This window comes from Nocardia aegles, from assembly GCF_052545135.1.
This window is the reverse complement of record NZ_JBQWRI010000006.1, coordinates 191476-209754: the sequence shown is the minus strand read 5'-3', so window position 1 is coordinate 209754 and position 18279 is coordinate 191476. Positions and strand designations below refer to the sequence as shown.

Annotated in this window: 12 protein-coding genes; 8 read left to right on the top strand and 4 right to left on the bottom strand. The window is 68.3% G+C overall.

The annotated features are described in order from the left end of the window. Positions 1–166 precede the first annotated feature (166 nt). Positions 167–4198 carry a type VII secretion protein EccCa gene (gene eccCa / locus ACT89H_RS18885; protein ID WP_445109937.1) on the top strand — a complete coding sequence of 1344 codons (4032 nt, stop codon included), beginning with the start codon at positions 167–169 and terminating at the stop codon, positions 4196–4198. Continuing rightward, complete coding sequence (locus ACT89H_RS18880) at positions 4198–5616, top strand: type VII secretion-associated protein (RefSeq protein WP_445109936.1); 1419 nt, start codon at positions 4198–4200, stop codon at positions 5614–5616. The genes eccCa and ACT89H_RS18880 overlap by 1 nt, the downstream gene beginning before the upstream one ends. A 97-nt stretch (positions 5617–5713) precedes the next feature. On the opposite strand, the gene ACT89H_RS18875 is transcribed toward ACT89H_RS18880, so the two are convergent. The 3 genes from ACT89H_RS18875 to ACT89H_RS18865 all read right to left on the bottom strand — a co-directional run bounded on the left by ACT89H_RS18875 (position 5714) and on the right by ACT89H_RS18865 (position 8145). Continuing rightward, positions 5714–6016: a WXG100 family type VII secretion target gene (locus tag ACT89H_RS18875; protein ID WP_445109935.1), complete on the bottom strand. Its 303-nt coding sequence runs from the start codon at positions 6014–6016 to the stop codon at positions 5714–5716. 35 nt (positions 6017–6051) lie between these two features. Further along, positions 6052–6369, bottom strand: coding sequence for a WXG100 family type VII secretion target (locus ACT89H_RS18870; protein WP_039795679.1), 318 nt, complete (start codon positions 6367–6369; stop codon positions 6052–6054). Positions 6370–6939: 570 nt separating this feature from the next. Then, positions 6940–8145, bottom strand: coding sequence for a DUF7373 family lipoprotein (locus ACT89H_RS18865; protein WP_445109934.1), 1206 nt, complete (start codon positions 8143–8145; stop codon positions 6940–6942). Positions 8146–8287: 142 nt separating this feature from the next. On the opposite strand from ACT89H_RS18865, the gene ACT89H_RS18860 reads away from it, so the two are divergent. After that, positions 8288–9619: an FHA domain-containing protein gene (locus ACT89H_RS18860; RefSeq protein WP_445109933.1), complete on the top strand. Its 1332-nt coding sequence runs from the start codon at positions 8288–8290 to the stop codon at positions 9617–9619. A 7-nt stretch (positions 9620–9626) separates the two neighbouring features. Here the strand turns inward: ACT89H_RS18860 and ACT89H_RS18855 are convergent, their stop codons facing one another. Continuing rightward, entirely contained in the window at positions 9627–11072 is a 1446-nt protein-coding gene (locus tag ACT89H_RS18855; RefSeq protein ID WP_445109932.1) for a neutral zinc metallopeptidase, read from the bottom strand. Between the two features lie 107 nt (positions 11073–11179). Between ACT89H_RS18855 and ACT89H_RS18850 the strand changes: the two genes are divergently transcribed. The 5 genes from ACT89H_RS18850 to glmM all read left to right on the top strand — a co-directional run bounded on the left by ACT89H_RS18850 (position 11180) and on the right by glmM (position 18138). Next, complete coding sequence (locus ACT89H_RS18850; RefSeq protein ID WP_445109931.1) at positions 11180–13672, top strand: FHA domain-containing protein; 2493 nt, start codon at positions 11180–11182, stop codon at positions 13670–13672. Between the two features lie 97 nt (positions 13673–13769). Continuing rightward, positions 13770–15410 (top strand): chromosomal replication initiator protein DnaA, encoded by a 1641-nt coding sequence (locus ACT89H_RS18845; RefSeq protein WP_445110064.1) that lies wholly within the window; start codon positions 13770–13772, stop codon positions 15408–15410. Positions 15411–15584: 174 nt separating this feature from the next. Beyond that, on the top strand, positions 15585–16028 hold the full coding sequence (gene rplM, locus ACT89H_RS18840; RefSeq protein WP_445109930.1) for a 50S ribosomal protein L13: 444 nt from the start codon (positions 15585–15587) through the stop codon (positions 16026–16028). Continuing rightward, on the top strand, positions 16025–16543 hold the full coding sequence (rpsI, locus tag ACT89H_RS18835; protein ID WP_445109929.1) for a 30S ribosomal protein S9: 519 nt from the start codon (positions 16025–16027) through the stop codon (positions 16541–16543). Before rplM ends, rpsI begins: the two co-directional genes overlap by 4 nt. Before the next feature lie 215 nt (positions 16544–16758). Then, on the top strand, positions 16759–18138 hold the full coding sequence (gene glmM, locus ACT89H_RS18830) for a phosphoglucosamine mutase (protein WP_445109928.1): 1380 nt from the start codon (positions 16759–16761) through the stop codon (positions 18136–18138). Positions 18139–18279 lie beyond the last annotated feature (141 nt).

Sequence of the window (18279 nt, the reverse complement as noted above, 5' to 3'; positions counted from 1 at the left end):
CCCCCAACTCGGTCTTCTACCTCGTGATTCCACGGCACGGCAGGCCGGGGGCGCGCTTGCGAACCCTCGGTCCGGGCAGCAGAATGCTGGTCGAACTGTACGACATGTCGGCTGTGCCCTCTACACTGAGGCCGAATCACAGCTGGCCGAAGGGGGAATCTCGTCGATGAGCACTGTCCGCTTCCAGCGCCGTGCGCGCCGCGAGATGCCTCGAACGCCCGGCGGCGAGGTCACGCTACAGCCGCCGCCCGAAATCCCCCGGGTCACACCGGGAAACCTGGTGCTCAAACTCATGCCGGTCGTGATGGTGATCGGCATGGTCGGCATGATGGCCTTGATGTTCACCCAGGGGGGTGGCATCGCCTCCAACCCGATGAGCATGATGTTCCCGATCATGATGCTGTTCTCGATGGTCGGCATGTTCGCCGGTCAGGGCGGGGGCAAGGGACAGAAGGCCGCCGAGGCCAACGAGGACCGCAAAGATTACCTGCGTTACCTCGACCAGGTGCGTAAGGACGTCGACGCGACCGCCGCGCAGCAGCGCGCTTCCGTCGAGTGGAGCCACCCGGAGCCGGGGCTGGTCTGGATGCTGGCCGGCACCAGCCGCATGTGGGAACGCCGCGCGGGGGACAAGGACTTCTGCCACGCCCGCATCGGGCTCGGCGGCCAGCGCCTGGCCACGAGGCTGGTCGCCCCCGAGACCGGTCCGGTCGAGGAACTCGAACCGATCGCCGCGGTCTCGCTGCGCCGTTTCGTGCGCGCCCATTCGACCGTGCCCGATCTGCCGACCGCCATCGCGGTCAAGGGCTTCGCAACCATCGCGCTGGACGGCGACCGCGGCCAGGCGCGCGACATGACCCGCGCCATGCTGGTGCAGCTGTGCATGTTCCAGGCGCCGGACCAAGTGCTGGTCGCGGTCGTCTGCGGACCGGACACGGCGCCGGAGTGGGAGTGGACCAAGTGGCTCCCGCACACTCAGCACCCCGACGCGCAGGACGGCATCGGTACCCAGCGCATGTTCTACGGCTCGATCCGGGAGGCCACGGCGGGGTTGCATCCCCTGCTCGGCAACCGCGTGCGGTACTCGCGCAACCAACCCGCCAACGCGAACATGGTGCACATCGTCATCGTGGTCGACGGTGGCCTGCTCGAGGCCGAGGACGATCAGTTGCGTGAGTCCGGCTACGAGGGCGTCACCATCATCGACCTGTGCGGCTACGCGCCGCGCCTCGCGGTGTCCCGCGGCATCAAGATGATCGTCGAGAACGGCGAGTGTGTCGGCCGGGGTGCCACCGGTAATCAGGAGCGGTTCGCGCTGATCGACCGGATCAGTCCCGAGCAGGCGCAGCAGGTGGCGCGCAGGCTCGCCCCCTACCGCGCCGCCACGCAGCGCAGCAGCGACGTGGAGACCGACGACTCCGAGGCGATCTCGACCTGGGCTCAGCTCATGGGCCTCGGCGACATCGGCTCGTTCAACCCGGAGCACGCGTGGCGGCCGCGCTACGGACGGGAACGCCTGCGCGTCCCGTTCGGTGTGGGTGCCGACGGCCTTCCGGTGGAACTGGACATCAAGGAGGCCGCCGAGAACGGCATGGGCCCGCACGGCCTGTGCATCGGCGCCACCGGCTCCGGTAAGTCGGAGTTCCTGCGCACCCTCGTGCTCAGCCTGCTGGCCACGCACTCGCCCGACCAGCTGAACCTGGTGCTGGTCGACTTCAAAGGCGGCGCGACGTTCCTCGGCCTGGAAGGGGTTCCGCACGTCGCCGCCGTCATCACCAACCTGGAGGAAGAGGCCGACCTCGTCGACCGCATGAAGGACGCCCTGGCCGGCGAGATGAACCGCCGCCAGGAAGTGCTGCGGGCGGCGGGCAACTTCGCCAACGTCTTGGAGTACGAGAAGGCCAGGGCCGCCGGCGCCGACCTGGATCCGCTGCCGGCCCTGTTCGTGGTGCTCGACGAGTTCTCCGAACTGCTCACCCAGCACCCGGATTTCGCGGAGCTGTTCGTCATGATCGGCCGCCTCGGCCGCTCGCTGCACGTGCATCTGCTGCTCGCCTCGCAGCGTCTGGAGGAAGGCAAGCTCAAGGGCCTGGAATCCCACCTGTCCTACCGGATCGGCCTGAAGACGTTCTCCGCCAACGAGTCTCGCCAGGTGCTCGGCGTGCCGGACGCCTACAACCTGCCGAACAGCCCAGGTGGCGGCTACCTGAAGGCCGACTCCGGAGAGATCCAGCGCTTCCAGGCTTCCTATGTCTCCGGCGCGTATGTCGGCGGTGGCTCGCAGCGTGACATGACCGTGGCCACGCAGGCCGGTGAAATCGATGTCAAAGCACGGCCGTTCACCGCGAACCATGTCGACTTCCGGGCCGCCGACCGCGTCGCGCTGCCGCCCGAACCGAGCCTGGAGCCGGAACAGGACGAGGACGGCGAGCAGTTGTCCAACCTGAACATGCTGGTCTCCCGGATTCGCGGCCACGGCCGCCCGGCGCACGAGATATGGTTGCCGCCGCTGGACGAGGCGCCGACGCTCGACCAGCTCCTCCCGCGCTCCATCCTCACCGGCGAGTACTCCGCGGTGTCCACGCTGCGCGCCCCGATCGGCATCGTGGACCGCCCGTACGACCAGCGCCGCGACCCGTTGAACATCGACCTGTCCGGCGCCCGCGGCAATGTCGCCATCGTCGGTGGCGCGCAGTCCGGCAAGTCTACGGCGCTGCGCACGCTCATCATGGCGATGTCGTTGACGCACACCGCCGAACAGGTGCAGTTCTACTGCCTCGACTTCGGTGGCGGCTCCTTGACGAGCCTGCAGGGGTTGCCGCACGTCGGCTCGGTAGCCAGCCGGCTGGACGAGGACCAGGTCCGGCGCACCATCGCGGAGGTGACGACCATCCTCCGGCACCGTGAGGCACGCTTCCGCCAGCTCGGCATCGAATCGATGGCGGACTTCCGCAGGCTGCGCGCGATGGACCCGGCCAGCAGCCCCGGCGCGGCGGGTGTGCACGAGGATCCGTTCGGTGACGTCTTCCTGGTGATCGACCGTTTCATCACGATCCGCGAGGATTTCGAGATGCTCGAGCCGACCATCATGAGCCTCGCCTCGCAAGGTCTGTCCTACGGCGTGCACGTGGTCGTCACGCTGAACCGCTGGCCGGAGGCGCGGCCCGCGCTCAAGGATCAGATCGGCACCAGGATCGAGTTGCGCCTCGGTGATCCGATGGATTCCGATCTGGGCCGCAAGTTCGCCTCGCTGGTTCCGGTGGGGCGGCCGGGCCGCGGTATGACCCCGGAGTGCCTGCACATGCTGACCGGCCTGCCCCGCATCGACGGCAACTCCGACCCGACCGACCTCACCCAGGCCGTCGCGGACGCGGTCGCCACCATCGCCAGGCTGACGCCGGGCCGTCATGCGCCGCAGGTTCGCATGCTGCCCGAGCAGCTCCCGCGCGAGCAGCTGCTGTATCTGGCGGGCGATTGGCCCGCGCAGGTCGATCCGAGCGCGAAGTGCCTGCGTATTCCGTTCGGCATCAACGAGTCCGAGCTCGCTCCGGTCTACATCGACTTCGTGGAGAGCCCGCACTTCATCATCATCGGCGACACCGAATCGGGAAAGACGACGCTGCTGCGCTCGCTGATCGAGGGCATCGCCGCATCCAACACCCCCGATCAGGCTCGCTTCATCATCGGCGATTACCGGCGCAGTATGCTCGGCCTCGTCCCGGAGGGATATCTGGCGGGCTATGGCTCCACGGCGCCGCAGTTCACCCAGAACATGAACGACTTGGCCGCCTATGTCAGCAAGCGGACCCCGGGCTCGGACGTCACTCCGCAGCAGCTGCGAGATCGTTCATGGTGGAGCGGGCCGGAACTGTACGTCATCATCGACGATTACGATTTGGTCGCCACGTCCGCGGGCAACCCGGTCCAAGCGCTGCTCGAGCATCTGCCGCACGCCCGAGACCTCGGCTTCCACGTGATCATCGCCCGGCGTTCGGGTGGTGCGAGCAGAGCGATGTTCGAGGCGACATTGGCCAGAATGCGTGATCTGGGCTCGGCGGGACTGATCCTGAGCTGCAGCAAGGACGAGGGCGTCTTGATGGGCACCAAGCGACCGAGTCCGATGTTGCCGGGCCGAGGCACCTACGTCACCCGCAATGTCGAGGGCTTGGTCCAGACGGCGTGGATGCCGTCGCCCTGATGTCCGAGGTTGAGCTCGTCGTCACCGAGGCGCGCATCTGGGCGCGTGGCGCCGACACGCACTGGGACGCGCCGCCTTCGGTGGTTCTTGGCAGCAACGGCTTCGATCTCGTCGTGGGGCAGTCGTTGACGCCGCCCACCCAAGTCAGTTCGGTGGTCCAGTTCCTACCCGCCGATGCCATAGCCCTGCCGCCCCGCATGCCTTCGGTGGTGGACGCGATGAGTGCCGTTTTCGCGAGTGTGCTCGACCATCTTCGAGTTGCCTCTCCGTGTGCACGGATAACGCTGGTCTGTCCGACCGAATGGGGCGCAGGCCGTCGCGGTGTGCTCGCTCAGGCGGCGCGCCGCGTCGCCTCGGATGTGGTCTTCGAAGACATCGCGGTCCGTTCGGTCGCGTCGGACGAGGGCACCAGCTACAGTCAGCGAACGCTGGTGCTGGAGTTCGGCATGTTGGTCACCACGGCGTCGGCGGTCATCCGAAGCCATCGCGGCGTGCATATCGAATCCTGTGAGCATGAGCCAACGCTCGCGCTAGCCGAAATAGTCGCCGATTCGCCAGGATTCGTCGCCTTGTGCAACCTGATCACTCGATTGCTTGACAGCGGCCCGATCGACCTTGTGCAGGTGGTGGGTATCAGCGACTACCAGCAGCGGGACTTGCTCCGTGAGGCGGCTCGGCAGTCTATAGGTGCCGACGTCGAGCTGCGTCCGGTTACCGGTCCCGATCTCGTCCGAGGGCGTCGGGCCGAGCCGGGTGATCGATGCGAGGTGCCCGCCGCGCCCACCGAGTGGATGGGACCGCTTCGTGAGCGTGCCGCAGCACGGCAGCCCCGGTATGGCACAGCGCGTATCGTGATCGCCGCGATCGCGGCCGTGATGGTCGTCGCAGTGACGATCGTCGGCGCGGTTGTCCTGTCCGGTCGCCGAGGCGGAGAGACGGTAGCGGCACCCAGCGCGGAAGCGCCGTCGCCGACCGCCCCACCGGCCGAGGCGGCGCCGGAGGCATTCGGCAGAATCAGGTTTCGAGTTCCTCCGGGCTGGCGCATTGCACAGTCGTCTGATACGGGACGTGCTCGCGTCGATCTAGTGCCCGAGGCCACTGCCCGGCAGCGGATCACGGTGATGCAGGCACCGTTGACGGCGTCGTCCAGTTACGCGCAGATCGCGGCGAAGCTGGAAACACAGATTGCGCAGCACACACCGGGTGTACTGACCGACTTGCAGCAGGACGTCATGTTCGGTGGCCGTTCCGGTCTGGCCTATCTGGAACATCCCGGAGACGGATCAACCGTTCGCTGGCATGTCTTGCTGGAGTCCGGAATTCAGGTCAGCATCGGTTGCCAGTACGCGGGGGACGAATGGGGACCGTTGGAAGCCCCGTGCTCGCATTTCGGAGATACCGTCCGCGTCGTCCCCTGATAGGTGAGGCGCGCACCTAGGCGACATGCCGCAGCCAAGAACAATTCGAGCCCCCGGCACCGAAGTACCGGGGGCTCGAATCAGCCGAAACGGGATCTCAGAAGAGGCCCGCCAGCGCGGTGTCGGTACTCTGCAGGTCGGAGTTGCCGCTGCTGACCAGCTTGCCCGCGCTTTCCAGCGTGGTGTTCAGCTGGGTGACCTGCGTGTTCCACTGGGCCTGCAGCGAGGCGAACGCGTCGTTTGCGTCACCCTTCCAGTAGTTGGTCACGAAGTCGGTGACCTGCTTGTGGAAATCTTCGAGCATGGTCATGACGCTGCGCGCCTCGGCCACGATGGCCTGGGCACCCGCCTCGACCTCGCCGAAGTTCGAAGCAATCCGACCGGGATCGTTCGCTACCATGGGGAACTCCTTGTTTCTGTGGTTCGGCTATCGGATCAGGGAAGGTCCAGGCTGGAGGCCTGCGCGGCCACCTGCTGGGCGAACTGCTGGTCCTGATCGGCGAACTTCCGTCCGGCGTGGGCGAGCTTGTCCGACGTCTGATCCAGCTGATCGTTCAGCTTCCGCGCCTGGGCGAAGTAGCTGTCCATGAAGGTGTCGAACGCCTGACGGGCCGCACCGCTCCAGGTAGCGGTGGTCTGATCCGACTTGCTGTTCAGTGCGGTGATCGCGGTCTGCAAATCCTGGTGCCGCTGCCGGCAATTGTCTACAAACTTAGAGATCGCCTCTTCGCTCGCTTCGAGCTGTCCTGCCATTTCGGCTCCTTTCGGTTCCCGTCTCGGCCAACGGCGGAAGCCTCAGTTGGCCTGTACATCTGATTGGACGCGGTGCGGGTCTGATCGGTTCCATCCGACTCGAAAAAGTTCGGCATCGCCCCACGGGATCAGGGTCCTGCGCCCTCCGCCCGGCTCGTCCGTAGATTTCGGCGGCCGCGTACGGGCCTGCTCGGAAGACCACGATGCGATCCGGGTCTGCATGACTTGTAACGCCAGCGCTCGGCTCCCCTCCTTCCCCCTGCTCGCTGCTGTAATGATCGGCGAGTGGGCTGGCTGCGGTACACCTTACCGAACGCCTAAGTCCGCCGCTACCAGCAGATTGACGAAAGCCGGTGGGCGCGCAGACCGAAAAGTCCAGGAGGCCTTGCATTCCGGAGACGCAGCCCAATCACTGCACGCGATTGCGCAGCACCGGCACCAGACGGTCGAGCAAAGCCTGCCGGGAAGGCCGGCTCCAGTCGCGCACCGCGGCTACGGCCCGGCGCCGGATCCTACTTCGGCCCCCATGGCGGGGGATCGGAAAGCTTTGGGCGCGTACCGCCGCCGATCTCAGAAACTGTTCGCCAACAGTGCGTACTCCGCGGCGACCTTCTGCCGAACGTCCGGTTCCTTATCACTGGTGACGACTCCGACGTACCGCTTGTACGCGACGTAGCACCGGTACTTGTACTCCCGATCCGGGTCACCCTTGCTGTTGAGTTGCAGGCACTTGGCGCCGGGGACGTCCCTGGGAGCGCCCAGTGGGTCGTAGTGCGCGCCTTCGCTGTCCAACAGGCCCGTGACCAGTTTCTGGGCGGCGGCCGCGTCGCGGGTGCGGGCGACGTAACTGTCGTCGAGCAGGCCGATGTGGTCGACACCGGCTTCCTCGACCAGGCGCAGGTGTACCGACTCGTCGTCGGCGCGGTGCACCGTGTGATAGCCGCCGTAGACGGCGAAGGTCGCCGGGTCCGGTACGCGGTTCTTGCGGTCGACGACCGCGACGCGGGCGAGCAGGCCGTCGGGATCGGCCTTCAGGGTGTCGAGCTTGTTCACCGGGGTCGGGGTGAATTTCGCCAGCTGCGCGACCTCGGCGGCCAAGGTCTTGTCGACCCATTTGACCAGGTCGTCGGCTTCCGCTGTCGGACGCTGGATGAACAAGGAGATGACGAATTCCTTGTAGGCCATGAAGGTACCGACATTGGCGACGCCTGGGCGCCAGTGGATGTAGGAGTCGGGATACTTCGTCGACGACAGTTTGCGGTTGTCCGGCGAGACGGCGATGTCGACGTCCTCGAGTTCACGGGCCGCGAGCTTCGCGGCGGCCTCGTCGGGGAAGCGGAACACCGCGTTGGTGACCGCGGTGGTTTGCGGCGCGGGATTGGACTGACCGGCCGGATCGGGACGGTCGGCACCGCTGGCGGCGTATCCCACGACCAGCTTGCGATTGTCGAGAACGGGCTTGGACACCTTGGCCACGAAGTCGAGCGCCTGCTCGGCGTCCTTGACGACGGTGCTGCCGCGACCGAACTTCAGTGTGGAGTCGATGCGCACCGTCGGGACCACGGCGTCGGACATCCGCATGCCCTCCAGCAGCGCGCCCTTGCCGGCCGAATCCTGGTTGTAGTTGTGCTTGTCGACGGGATAGGTGCCGACTTCCAGCTTGCGCACATCGATCTCACTCGCGGTAGGTGTGCCGTGCGCGCCTGCGCAACCGGCCAGCATCCCTGCCAGTGCCAGGCACGACGCGGTGAGCGCGATGCGTTGCGTCCGAACCATCTCAGGCCCCTCGTTCCTCCCATTGCTGACACTGAAGTTACCCGACGGAGGCCGGGGAGGGGGACCGATGCGCGAGGTATTGCAATACCCTTGTCGGTGTGGCGACGACCTTGCACTGCAACCCCGGTGGAGGCCGATACCGGTGAAGGATCGGCAGGTCGAGGTCGTCGTTGGCAGCCACGCCGTGGCCAGGGTCGCGGGCGCGGTTGTTGTCGTCGCGCACCGCAAGCCCGGTAGGCCGACTCGGGACTCGCCCGCCGTCGTCGCCTTGGAATCACTGGCCGACCTGGTGCGCGACGCGACCGATCGGGAGCCGGGCGGACCGGGTGCCCTGGTGGCGCGGCAGGCGACGCGCTGGCTGATGAAGCAGGCCGAGCAGATCAGCCCGGGCGAGCCGATCGACTTCGGCATCCTGTCCACCGCCGAGCACGGGGGTGTGGCGATCTTCCTGCACGGGGCGATCACCGCCGTGCTGGCCGGTGACGGCCTGCTCGAGCGATATCGCGGCAGTGACGCGGCTTTCACGGTGGATCGGGTCGCGGCGGTTCCGGCGCGGGCGGCGGCGCTGTTCGTCGACGACGCGAAGGGCCGTATCCCGGATCTGCCACTCGAGCGGGGCATCGGCAGGCTGGTCGAGGGCATCGCTCAGGCAGGTGGCGCGATCGTGTGGACGGAGGGCTCCCGCACCCGTTCGTCGACGAACGGCGGGGAGTCCGGTTCCGTGGGCGCACACCACCGCCCACGGACGTCTCCGCTGCCGACGGCGCGCGTCGAACAGCAGCCGCCCGCCGCACCGGAAGGGCAGGAACGATCGGAGCCGCGACCGTCACGGCACCCGACGGCACCGTCGACCGCGATGCTCGACGCCCAGACCGAGCAGGCGCCGATCGACCCGCATCACGCGCCGACCCAGCTGGGCGGCACCAATCCCGCGCCGCGGCCCGACCCGGAGCTCCAGCGTCGGCTGGAGGCGACGGCGAAGGCCACCGCGCTGACGGTCAAGGTGATGGGATTCAAATGCGCGCGAGCGCATCCCAGCGATCCACGGGCGGCGTTCTGCACCGTCTGCGGCATGCCGGTCGACCAGACCCAAGCGCTGATCGAAGTGGTCCGCCCGCCGCTGGGCATGCTGATCCTCGACGACGGCATGACCTACATGCTCGCCGCGGACGCGGTGATCGGTCGTGATCCGGAGCGCTCGCCCGCCGCGGAGAGCGGACTCGTCCCGCTGCGGGTCGACGACGCCTCCGGTGGCATGTCCAGGGCGCACGCCGAAATCCGTTTGGTGAACTGGGATGTGATGGTGGTGGACTGCGGTTCGACCAACGGAACCCGCACTCGCCTGCCGGGCTACCGCGACTGGGTGCGCCTGGCGCCGCGTCAGTCCATGGCGCTCATACCGGGCGCCGAGATCATGCTCGGCAACCGCGTGCTGCGCTTCGAGTTGGCCGCTCCGCCGCCGTTCGGCCGCTGAGCCCGCGCTACGAATAGCGCGCGGCGCATACGCTTTCCCCGTTCAGGACTCCGGCGCGGAAGGCCTCGATCCGGGAGAAACCACTGGGCACGGTCTTGCCCAGGGCGTCACTCGCGGCCAAGCCGTCGGTGAGCAGACCCGAGACCGCCTCGTCGAGATCGCCTGCGGCGAGCTTGATATCCCCTTGGCTGACCGGTCGCCCGGATTCGGCCAGCTTGCCGGTGACCACTCCGGACAGACAGGCCGCGCGCAGTCCGGTTTTCGCGCCGACCAGGCTCTGGCCGCGGCTCTGCTGGACGGCCAAGGTGTATCGGGAGATGAACACGATGTAGCCGTTGTAGTCGCCGGTCACCTTGAGCGGCAGCGGGTCGTCCGCGCCGGAGCTCGACCTACCACGCTCGGCGAGTGCGGGAATGTCCGTGGCGATCGTGTTCCCGGCGGGGCAGTACGAGACCGGTTCGGTCACCACACCATCGGGGCAATCGATCTTCGCCCGCGAGTAGTCGTAGGTCGGCTCGTGGCCGATCGGCAGAATTGCTTTGAGGGCTTTGGTGAGTTCGATCAGGGTCTGTTTGGTGATGGGGTACTCGCCGCGCCCGTTGTCGTCGCTGAAACTCTGCGGCAGATTCGCGCGGCGCTGGTCGATCTCGTTCTGGTCGATGCCCTTGCACCCCTTGGGGCCGTCGGTGAAACCGATCTGCACCGCGGTGACCCGTTCGAAGGCGGAGCCGTGCACGCTCTCCGGGTCGTCGGGGTCGGCGTCGCGGATGGCGACGGTGGCGGCGAGCACCGAGTTGAGGCCGTCCGACGTATTGATCGTGAAATGCGCGGCCTTGCCCTCGGCCACGTACCGCATGAAAGCGCCCGCGAAGCAATCCGCCTGCTGCTCCTTGACGATCACCGGATCCTTCGGTCCGACGATCTTGGCCATGGTCTGCACCGCGTGCCCGTACTCGTGCGCGAGCACCATCACCACGGACATCTTCCCGAAGGTCTCCTCCATGGTGGGAAGCAGCACCGACCGATCCCAGCCGATGGAATTGTCCAGGCGACAGTAGGCGGCGTTGACCAAGCGGTAGGTGGATTCCCTGCAGAACTCGAGCGATTCTTGACGCCCGGCCTTCGCGCTCCAGGACAGCAGCTTCCCGACCGGCTTGAACTCGCCTTGGAACTCCTTGCCGAACTCGCCGCGCCAGTAGGCCTGGATGTCGTCGACGGCGTTGAGCGCCAGGGTGTCCACAGCGCCGCCGTCACCGTTGGTCGCGGTCAGCGTACTGTCCGGGACGCCGGCGCGGGGACCGCTCGGGCCGCTGGTGGTGGGCAACCCGGCAACCTTGAACGGATCGTCGTAGACGGAGACGGCCCGGCCGTCGATCACTCGAATGCAGCCGCCGACCAGCAGCAGAACACTGAGCAGCGCCGCAACCAGCGCGGTCGCTCGGACTCTCGGCAAGGCTCCCCCTGGTCGGCCGCTACAACGTTCACATCGGTCGCCGGATCGGGGTATCTGGCGCATCGGGGGCACCGCCGATGTCCGGGCGATGGAATAGTATCCGCTGCATGTCTTCACCGGGGGCGCAGTCCATCACCGTGCGCCATGATGGAAGCGAACGAGTATTCGATTCGAGCCAGCAGGTCACGATGGGCCGCGCGCCGGAGGTGACGCTTTTCGTCGACAGCCCGCTCGTTTCGCGTGTGCACGCGACGTTGGCCTGGCAGGGCAGTGCCTGGGTGCTGACCGACAACCAGAGCACCAACGGGGTGTTCGTGGACGCGCGCAGGCTGACTCAGCCGGTGTCGATCGACCGCCCCACACAGGTCCGGCTGGGTGACGCGATCAGCGGCCCGCTGTTGCACCTGCTGCCCGCGAACCCGCAACCCCCGCAACGGCCTTCCGCGCGCCCACCACAACCGGCGCAGGCGCCGACTCCGGGTCCGCCCGCGCACGGGGTCCGGCGGCCCGCGCCGCAGTTCCAGCGCCCGCACTATCCGCCCGCGCAGGACGCACCGGCGCCCGCGGTGAACGTCAACATGACGACCAGGGCCGACACCTCCAACATCCCGCCGGTCCGAGCCAGGGCGAGCACGGCGCCCGTCGCCCGCGCCGACCGGATCCCGCAGACCGGTTTGAGCATCGGCCGCACCACCGACAACCAGATCGTCGTCAACGACCCGCTGGCCTCCCGCAAGCACGCCCGCCTGGTCGCCTCGGCCGAGGGCCTGGCCATCGAGGACCTCGGATCGGCGAACGGCACGTTCGTCAACGGGCACCGCAGGCAGCGGGCGGTGCTGCGCGAGCGGGACATCATCACCATCGGCAACATCGACTTCGTCGTCCAGCAGGGCACGCTGGTGCACCGGCAGAAGCCGGTCGCCGAGCAGGGCCTCGCGGTGCACGGGGTCGGCTTCACCGTCGAGGGCAACAAGCAACTGCTCGTCGACGTGAACATGTCGGCCGGCCGCGGCACGCTGACCGCGCTGATCGGCCCGTCCGGAGCGGGCAAATCCACGCTGTCACGCCTGATCGCGGGCACCACCCGGCCTTCGGGCGGTGTGGTCACCTTCGAAGGCCGCAATCTGCACGCCGAGTACGAGGCGCTGCGTTCCCGGATCGGCATGGTGCCGCAGGACGACGTGCTGCACCGGCAGCTCACGGTGCGCCAGGCGCTCGGTTTCGCGGCCGAGCTGCGGCTGCCGAGGGACAACAGCAAGCAGGACCGGCAGAAGGTCATCGACGGTGTGCTCCAGGAGCTTTCGCTCACCGAGCACGCCGACACCAGGGTCGACCGGCTCTCCGGCGGTCAGCGCAAACGCGCCTCGGTGGCGCTGGAACTACTGACCGGCCCGTCGCTGCTGATCCTGGACGAACCGACCTCGGGCCTGGACCCGGCGCTGGACCGCCAGGTCATGGTGATGCTGCGCGAACTGGCCGACGCGGGCCGCGTGGTGATCGTGGTGACCCACTCGGTGGCGCATCTGGACATGTGCGATCAGGTGCTGCTGCTCGCCCCCGGCGGTAAGACCGCCTACTGCGGCAATCCGGCCGGTGTCGGCGCGACGCTCGGGACCAGCGACTGGGCGGAGATCTTCGCCGATGTCGCGGCCAACCCGGATCAGGCGTTCGCCGCCTACCGCTCCCGGCAGGCGTTCGCACCGCCGCCCCCACCGCCTCCGCAGCCGTACGGGCCCGCGGGCAGTCCGCCACAGTCCAGTCGCGGCAAGCAGTTCTCGACTCTGGCGCGCCGGCAGATCCGGTTGATCCTGGCCGATCGCGGCTATCTGGCGTTCCTGGTGCTGTTGCCGTTCATCCTCGGCGGCCTGTCGCTGGTGGTGCCGGGGAAGAACGGTTTCCAGCGCGGCGCGCTGAGAGCGCTGCCCGACGGCACGTTCGTGCCCGAGGGCGGGGGCGAGACGCAGCAGTTGCTGGTGGTGCTGATTCTGGGCGCCTGCTTCATGGGCTCGACGCTCACCGTGCGCGACCTCGTGGGCGAACGGACGATCTTCCACCGCGAACGCGCCGTCGGGCTGCTTCCCTCGGCGTACCTCATGGCGAAGATCGCGGTGTTCAGTGCGACCGCCCTGCTGCAATCGGCGGTGCTGGTCGGCATCGTCCTCGCGGGCAAGAAGCGTCCGGGCCAGGGTGCGGTGCTGGCGTCCGGGAGTGCCGAGCTGTACATCGATATCGCCCTGACCGCGATCTGCTGTGTGGTTGTCGGGTTGCTGCTCTCGTCGCTGGCCAAGTCGAACGAACAGGTGATGCCGCTGCTGGTGGTGGCGATCATGTGCCAGCTGGTGATGGCGGGCGGTCTGATCCCGGTCACCGGCCGGGTCGTGCTGGAGCAGGTGTCCTGGCTGTTCCCGGCTCGCTGGGGATACGCGACGGGCGCGTCGACGGTGAACATTCGTGAACTGTTCCTGAACGCGCAGGCCGACACGCTCTGGCAGCACAAGCCGGCGATCTGGGCGCTGGACGTGGTCGTGCTGTTGCTGATCACCGTGGTGCTCGCGGTCATCACCTGGCGCCGGTTGCGACTGAAGAAGTCGGCGGCGTGATGCGGTCCGGACGGTCCGCCTTCGCCCCGGTGCGCGCACGCGGCGCCCGGCGGTGTCGGACGGCAACGAGCATCTCGGCCGCGAACCGGGCACACTTATGCCTGTGACGGTGCGAGTAGGGGCAGTGCATCTCGGCTGGGATGTGGTGTCCGTGGCGGCCGGTGGCGGTGGCGTGCCCATCCGCCCGGTGCAGGTGGAGGGCATGTGGACGCCGCCGGCCTATCTGCTGGCGGATTCGTCGGGCCGGTTGCACACAGCGGGCGTGGAACGCAACAGACCCGATCTCGGGATGGCGATCGCAGACGTGCGCGACATCCTCGGGCATCCGCAGATCGTGGTCGCGGGCGCGACCTGGCCCGCGGAACTGGTCTTCCGCGCGCGCCTGTACAACCCGCTCGCCGAGATCGGCAAGCACTTGCGCGGCAAACCGGACCTGGTGGCGTTGCCCTACCCGGACAGCTGGCCGGACGAGCGGATCGATATCTACGCCTCGATGGTCGAACAGCTCGATGTCGTCGTGGAACCGCTGCCGGAGAGCGTCGCGCTGTCCGGCTACGTCCGCGCCCTCGGACTGGTGCACCCGCCGGACCGGGCCAGGCCGAACGGCATCGGCGCGACCGGTGTGTACTCCGATGGCCGCGGCATGCTGGTGGTCGCGGTACACGGCGACGACGAGCAGCCCACCGAGTCGGTCGACGTTCCGGTGCACGCGGAGGCCATGCGCGACGCCAGGTCGGCGGACGACGTCGTGATCGAGGTGATGGCGGCGGCCCGTTCGATCGGCGCGGACACCTCGACGGTTCTGCTGTCGGGCAATGTGCGTTTCAACGACGCGTTGCGGCTGGCCTTCCAGAACCATCTCGGGCACCGCCTGCACGTGGCCGACCATCCGATGCACGCGCTCGTCCTCGGCGCGGCGCATCTGCTGGTGAGCGATCCGGAGGCGGGCGAGCCGGAGTCCGCGGGCAGGCCCGCCGAGCCCGCGCCCGCGTCGCCGCGCCCGGCGGAGGCGCAGTACCCGCCACAGCAGGACGCGGGCCTGCGGGTGCCGGGCGCCCAGCACGGCTCGGGGTACCCGACCCAGCCCGACGAGACGACGACCAGGATCGGGCGCGACGAAGTGCCGCGCGGCCTGCCACCGAACCTCGCCGAGTTGGGCAGCCGCTTCACCCGGCCGCCGAGCGCGCCGGACGAGCAGCAGGACGGCGGTCGCCCACCCGGCGAGCTCGCGGGTCGACCAGGTGGTCCGGTGCCGCCCCTCGGCACGGGTACGCCCTATCCGGGCGCGCAGCAGTCGTCCTACCCGGGGCATTCGCGACAGGGACCGTGGCAGGACCCGGGCGCCGAGTCCGACGACCCGGACCAGCACCGCAAGGGCAAACTGTGGAACAAGATGAAGGGCGGCCTGTTCGGAGCCAACACCGTCGTCGGCGCGGTGGCGCTGGCCGTGGTCGCGCTTCCGTCCGGGAATCACCAGGTGGAGCTGACCGCGCACCAGGTCGTCCTCGACGCGGGATCGGTCGTCGCGGTGGAAGGGGCCGACGGCGAGCCGGTCGGGTGTCCGACCGCGCCCTACGCGACCACCCAGCCGACCCCGGGAGTCACCGCTGCCCGGAAAAATCAGCGGGAAGCGAGGGAGAGGGTGGCGGAGTGCGGGCGTCCGGACGTCGACACGCTGCGCTACCTGGTCCCCGGCCCGCCCGGCGCCATCGACCTCGGCCCGCCGCTCGAGATCTGACGGATTTCTTCCCGCGATACCCCACTGGTATGGTGGCTCGTTGGCGTGCGGAACGTCCAGCCGACTCCTGGTGGACCGGGTGGATGTCCGCCGAGTCCCGGGTCTCCACCGGCCGCCGGGAACACCTCGACCGTACGCCTGGCCGGCAACACCGACGACAGACAGGGAAGCACTGTGCCTACGTACAGCCCCAAGGCGGGTGACGTGACCCGTAAGTGGTACGTCATCGACGCCACTGACGTAGTGCTCGGCCGTCTCGCCGTCCAGGCAGCGAATCTGCTGCGTGGCAAGACGAAGCCGACCTACGCCCCGAACGTCGATGGTGGCGATTTCGTCATCATCATCAACGCCGACAAGGTTGCCGTCAGCGGCAACAAGCGGCAGGACAAGCTGATCCACCACCACTCCGGGCACCCGGGCGGCCTCAAGTCGCGGACCGTCGGTCAGGTGTTGGAGAGCCGTCCCGATCGGCTCGTGGAGAAGGCCGTCAAGGGCATGATCCCGAAGAACAAGCTCGGCAGCGCGATCGCGGGCAAGCTGAAGGTCTACGCGGGCCCGACGCACCCGCACGCCGCCCAGCAGCCCATTCCGTTCGAGATCAAGCAGGTGGCCCAGTGACCGCTCCCGAGGAATTCAACGAGGACTACGTCGAGGAATTCGACGCCGCCGAGGCTGTCGAGGACGGCGCGGGCTACCAGGACTCCGAGGACTCCGAGGTCTCGGCGTCCTACGCTCCGATCGTGATCGACCGCCCGGTGCAGACCGTCGGCCGCCGCAAGGAGGCCGTCGTGCGCGTGCGCCTGCTGCCCGGCTCCGGCAACTTCGTGCTCAACGGCCGCACCATCGAGGACTACTTCCCGAACAAGGTGCACCAGCAGCTGGTCAAGTCGCCGCTGGTGACGGTCGAGCGCACCGAGTCTTTCGACGTGCACGCCCGCCTGGTCGGCGGCGGCCCGTCCGGCCAGGCAGGTGCCCTGCGACTGGCCATCGCCCGTGCGCTGATCGAGGTCACCCCGGAGGACCGTCCCGCCCTCAAGCGAGCCGGTTTCCTGACCCGTGACCCGCGCGCCACCGAGCGCAAGAAGTACGGTTTGAAGAAGGCGCGCAAGGCGCCGCAGTACTCGAAGCGCTGATTTCGGCATCGTCGACCCTCCTCGTCCGGCACTCTCGCGATGCCGGACGAGGTACGGTCGACGCGGCAGCTGTACGAGAGCAGGCTCCCAGCGAACAGCTGGTCGCCTGCTCTCGCGCTGTATGAAGACGCGGCGTTCGCGGGGCCTTCGTGGTGCACGGGCTGGTGCCTCCGGGGCCGGCGCCCACGCCACAGATCATCAATGAGGGGCGAGGTATGGGACGGTTGTTCGGCACCGACGGAGTCCGTGGGCTTGCCAACGAGTCACTGAGTCCGGAGCTGGCGCTGCGCGTGTCCGGCGCGGCCGCGCAGATCCTGAGCCGGGGCAAGAAGCGCGCGCTCGCGGTGGTCGGGCGCGACCCACGGGCCAGCGGGGAGATGCTCGAGGCCGCGGTGACCGCTGGGCTGACCGCGGCGGGAGTGGACGTGCTCTCGGTGGGGGTGCTGCCGACCCCGGCGGTCGCCTACCTCACCGGCTTGTACGACGCCTGTCTCGGCGTGATGATCTCCGCCTCGCACAACCCGATGCCCGACAACGGGATCAAGATCTTCGCCGCGGGCGGCCACAAACTCGACGACGCGATCGAGGACCGGATCGAGGCACTGGTGACCGCGGAGACGCCGTTCCGCCCGACCGGCGCGGGCATCGGACGGGTGCGCAACGCGGCGGGCGCGCGTGATCACGGACTGGCCGTCCCGGACCAGTACAGCCTCGCGGGCACCCACGAACGCTATGTGGAGCACCTGGTGGAGGGAACCGGGCAGGACCTGTCCGGGCTGACCGTCGTGGTCGACTGCGCGCACGGCGCCGCCGCGGAAGTGGGGCCCGCCGCCTATCGTGAAGCGGGGGCGACGGTGATCGCCATCAACGCCGAGCCCGACGGGCTGAACATCAATGACGGCTGCGGCTCGACCCATCTCGACCAGGTGCGGGCCGCCGTGGTGGAGCACGGTGCCGATCTCGGTCTCGCCCACGATGGCGACGCCGACCGCTGCCTGGCCGTCGACGCCCACGGCGATGTGGTCGACGGCGACGCGATCCTGGCGATCCTCGCCCTCGCCATGCACGAGGCGGGCGAGCTGACCGAGAACACCCTGGTCGCCACCGTGATGAGCAACCTGGGCCTGCACATCGCGATGCGGGCGGCCGGAATCAGCGTGCGCACCACGGCGGTCGGCGACCGCTACGTACTCGAGGAGTTGCGGCGCGGCGGCTTCACGCTGGGGGGTGAGCAGTCGGGGCATGTGGTGTTCCCCCGATACGGCACCACCGGCGACGGGATTCTCACCGGCCTGCGCCTGATGGCGCGGATGGCGCAGTCCCGGCGCAGCCTGGCCGATCTGGCGAGCGTTTTGCAGACCGTGCCGCAGATTCTGGTGAACGTGCCGGTCAACGACAAATCCGTGGTCGCGCGCGCGCCCGAGATTCGCGAAGCCGTGCTGGAGGCGGAGCGGATACTCGGCGAATCCGGGCGCGTGCTGCTGCGCCCCAGCGGCACCGAGGAACTGGTGCGGGTGATGGTGGAGGCCACCGATCCGGCCCAGGCGCGCCAGTTGGCGGACGATCTCGCCAAGCGGGTCGCAGGCTGTGTTTGATTGCCGCGACTTCGTCGCCGCGAACCGAACAGGCTCGGTCTCGCTGACACGAAAGTGAATTTTCCCCACCCACGAAGCGCGCAGCGCCCCTGAACAGCTTCGCTCGAAAGACCTGGTCGAGGTGCGCTGGGCGCGGTTCGT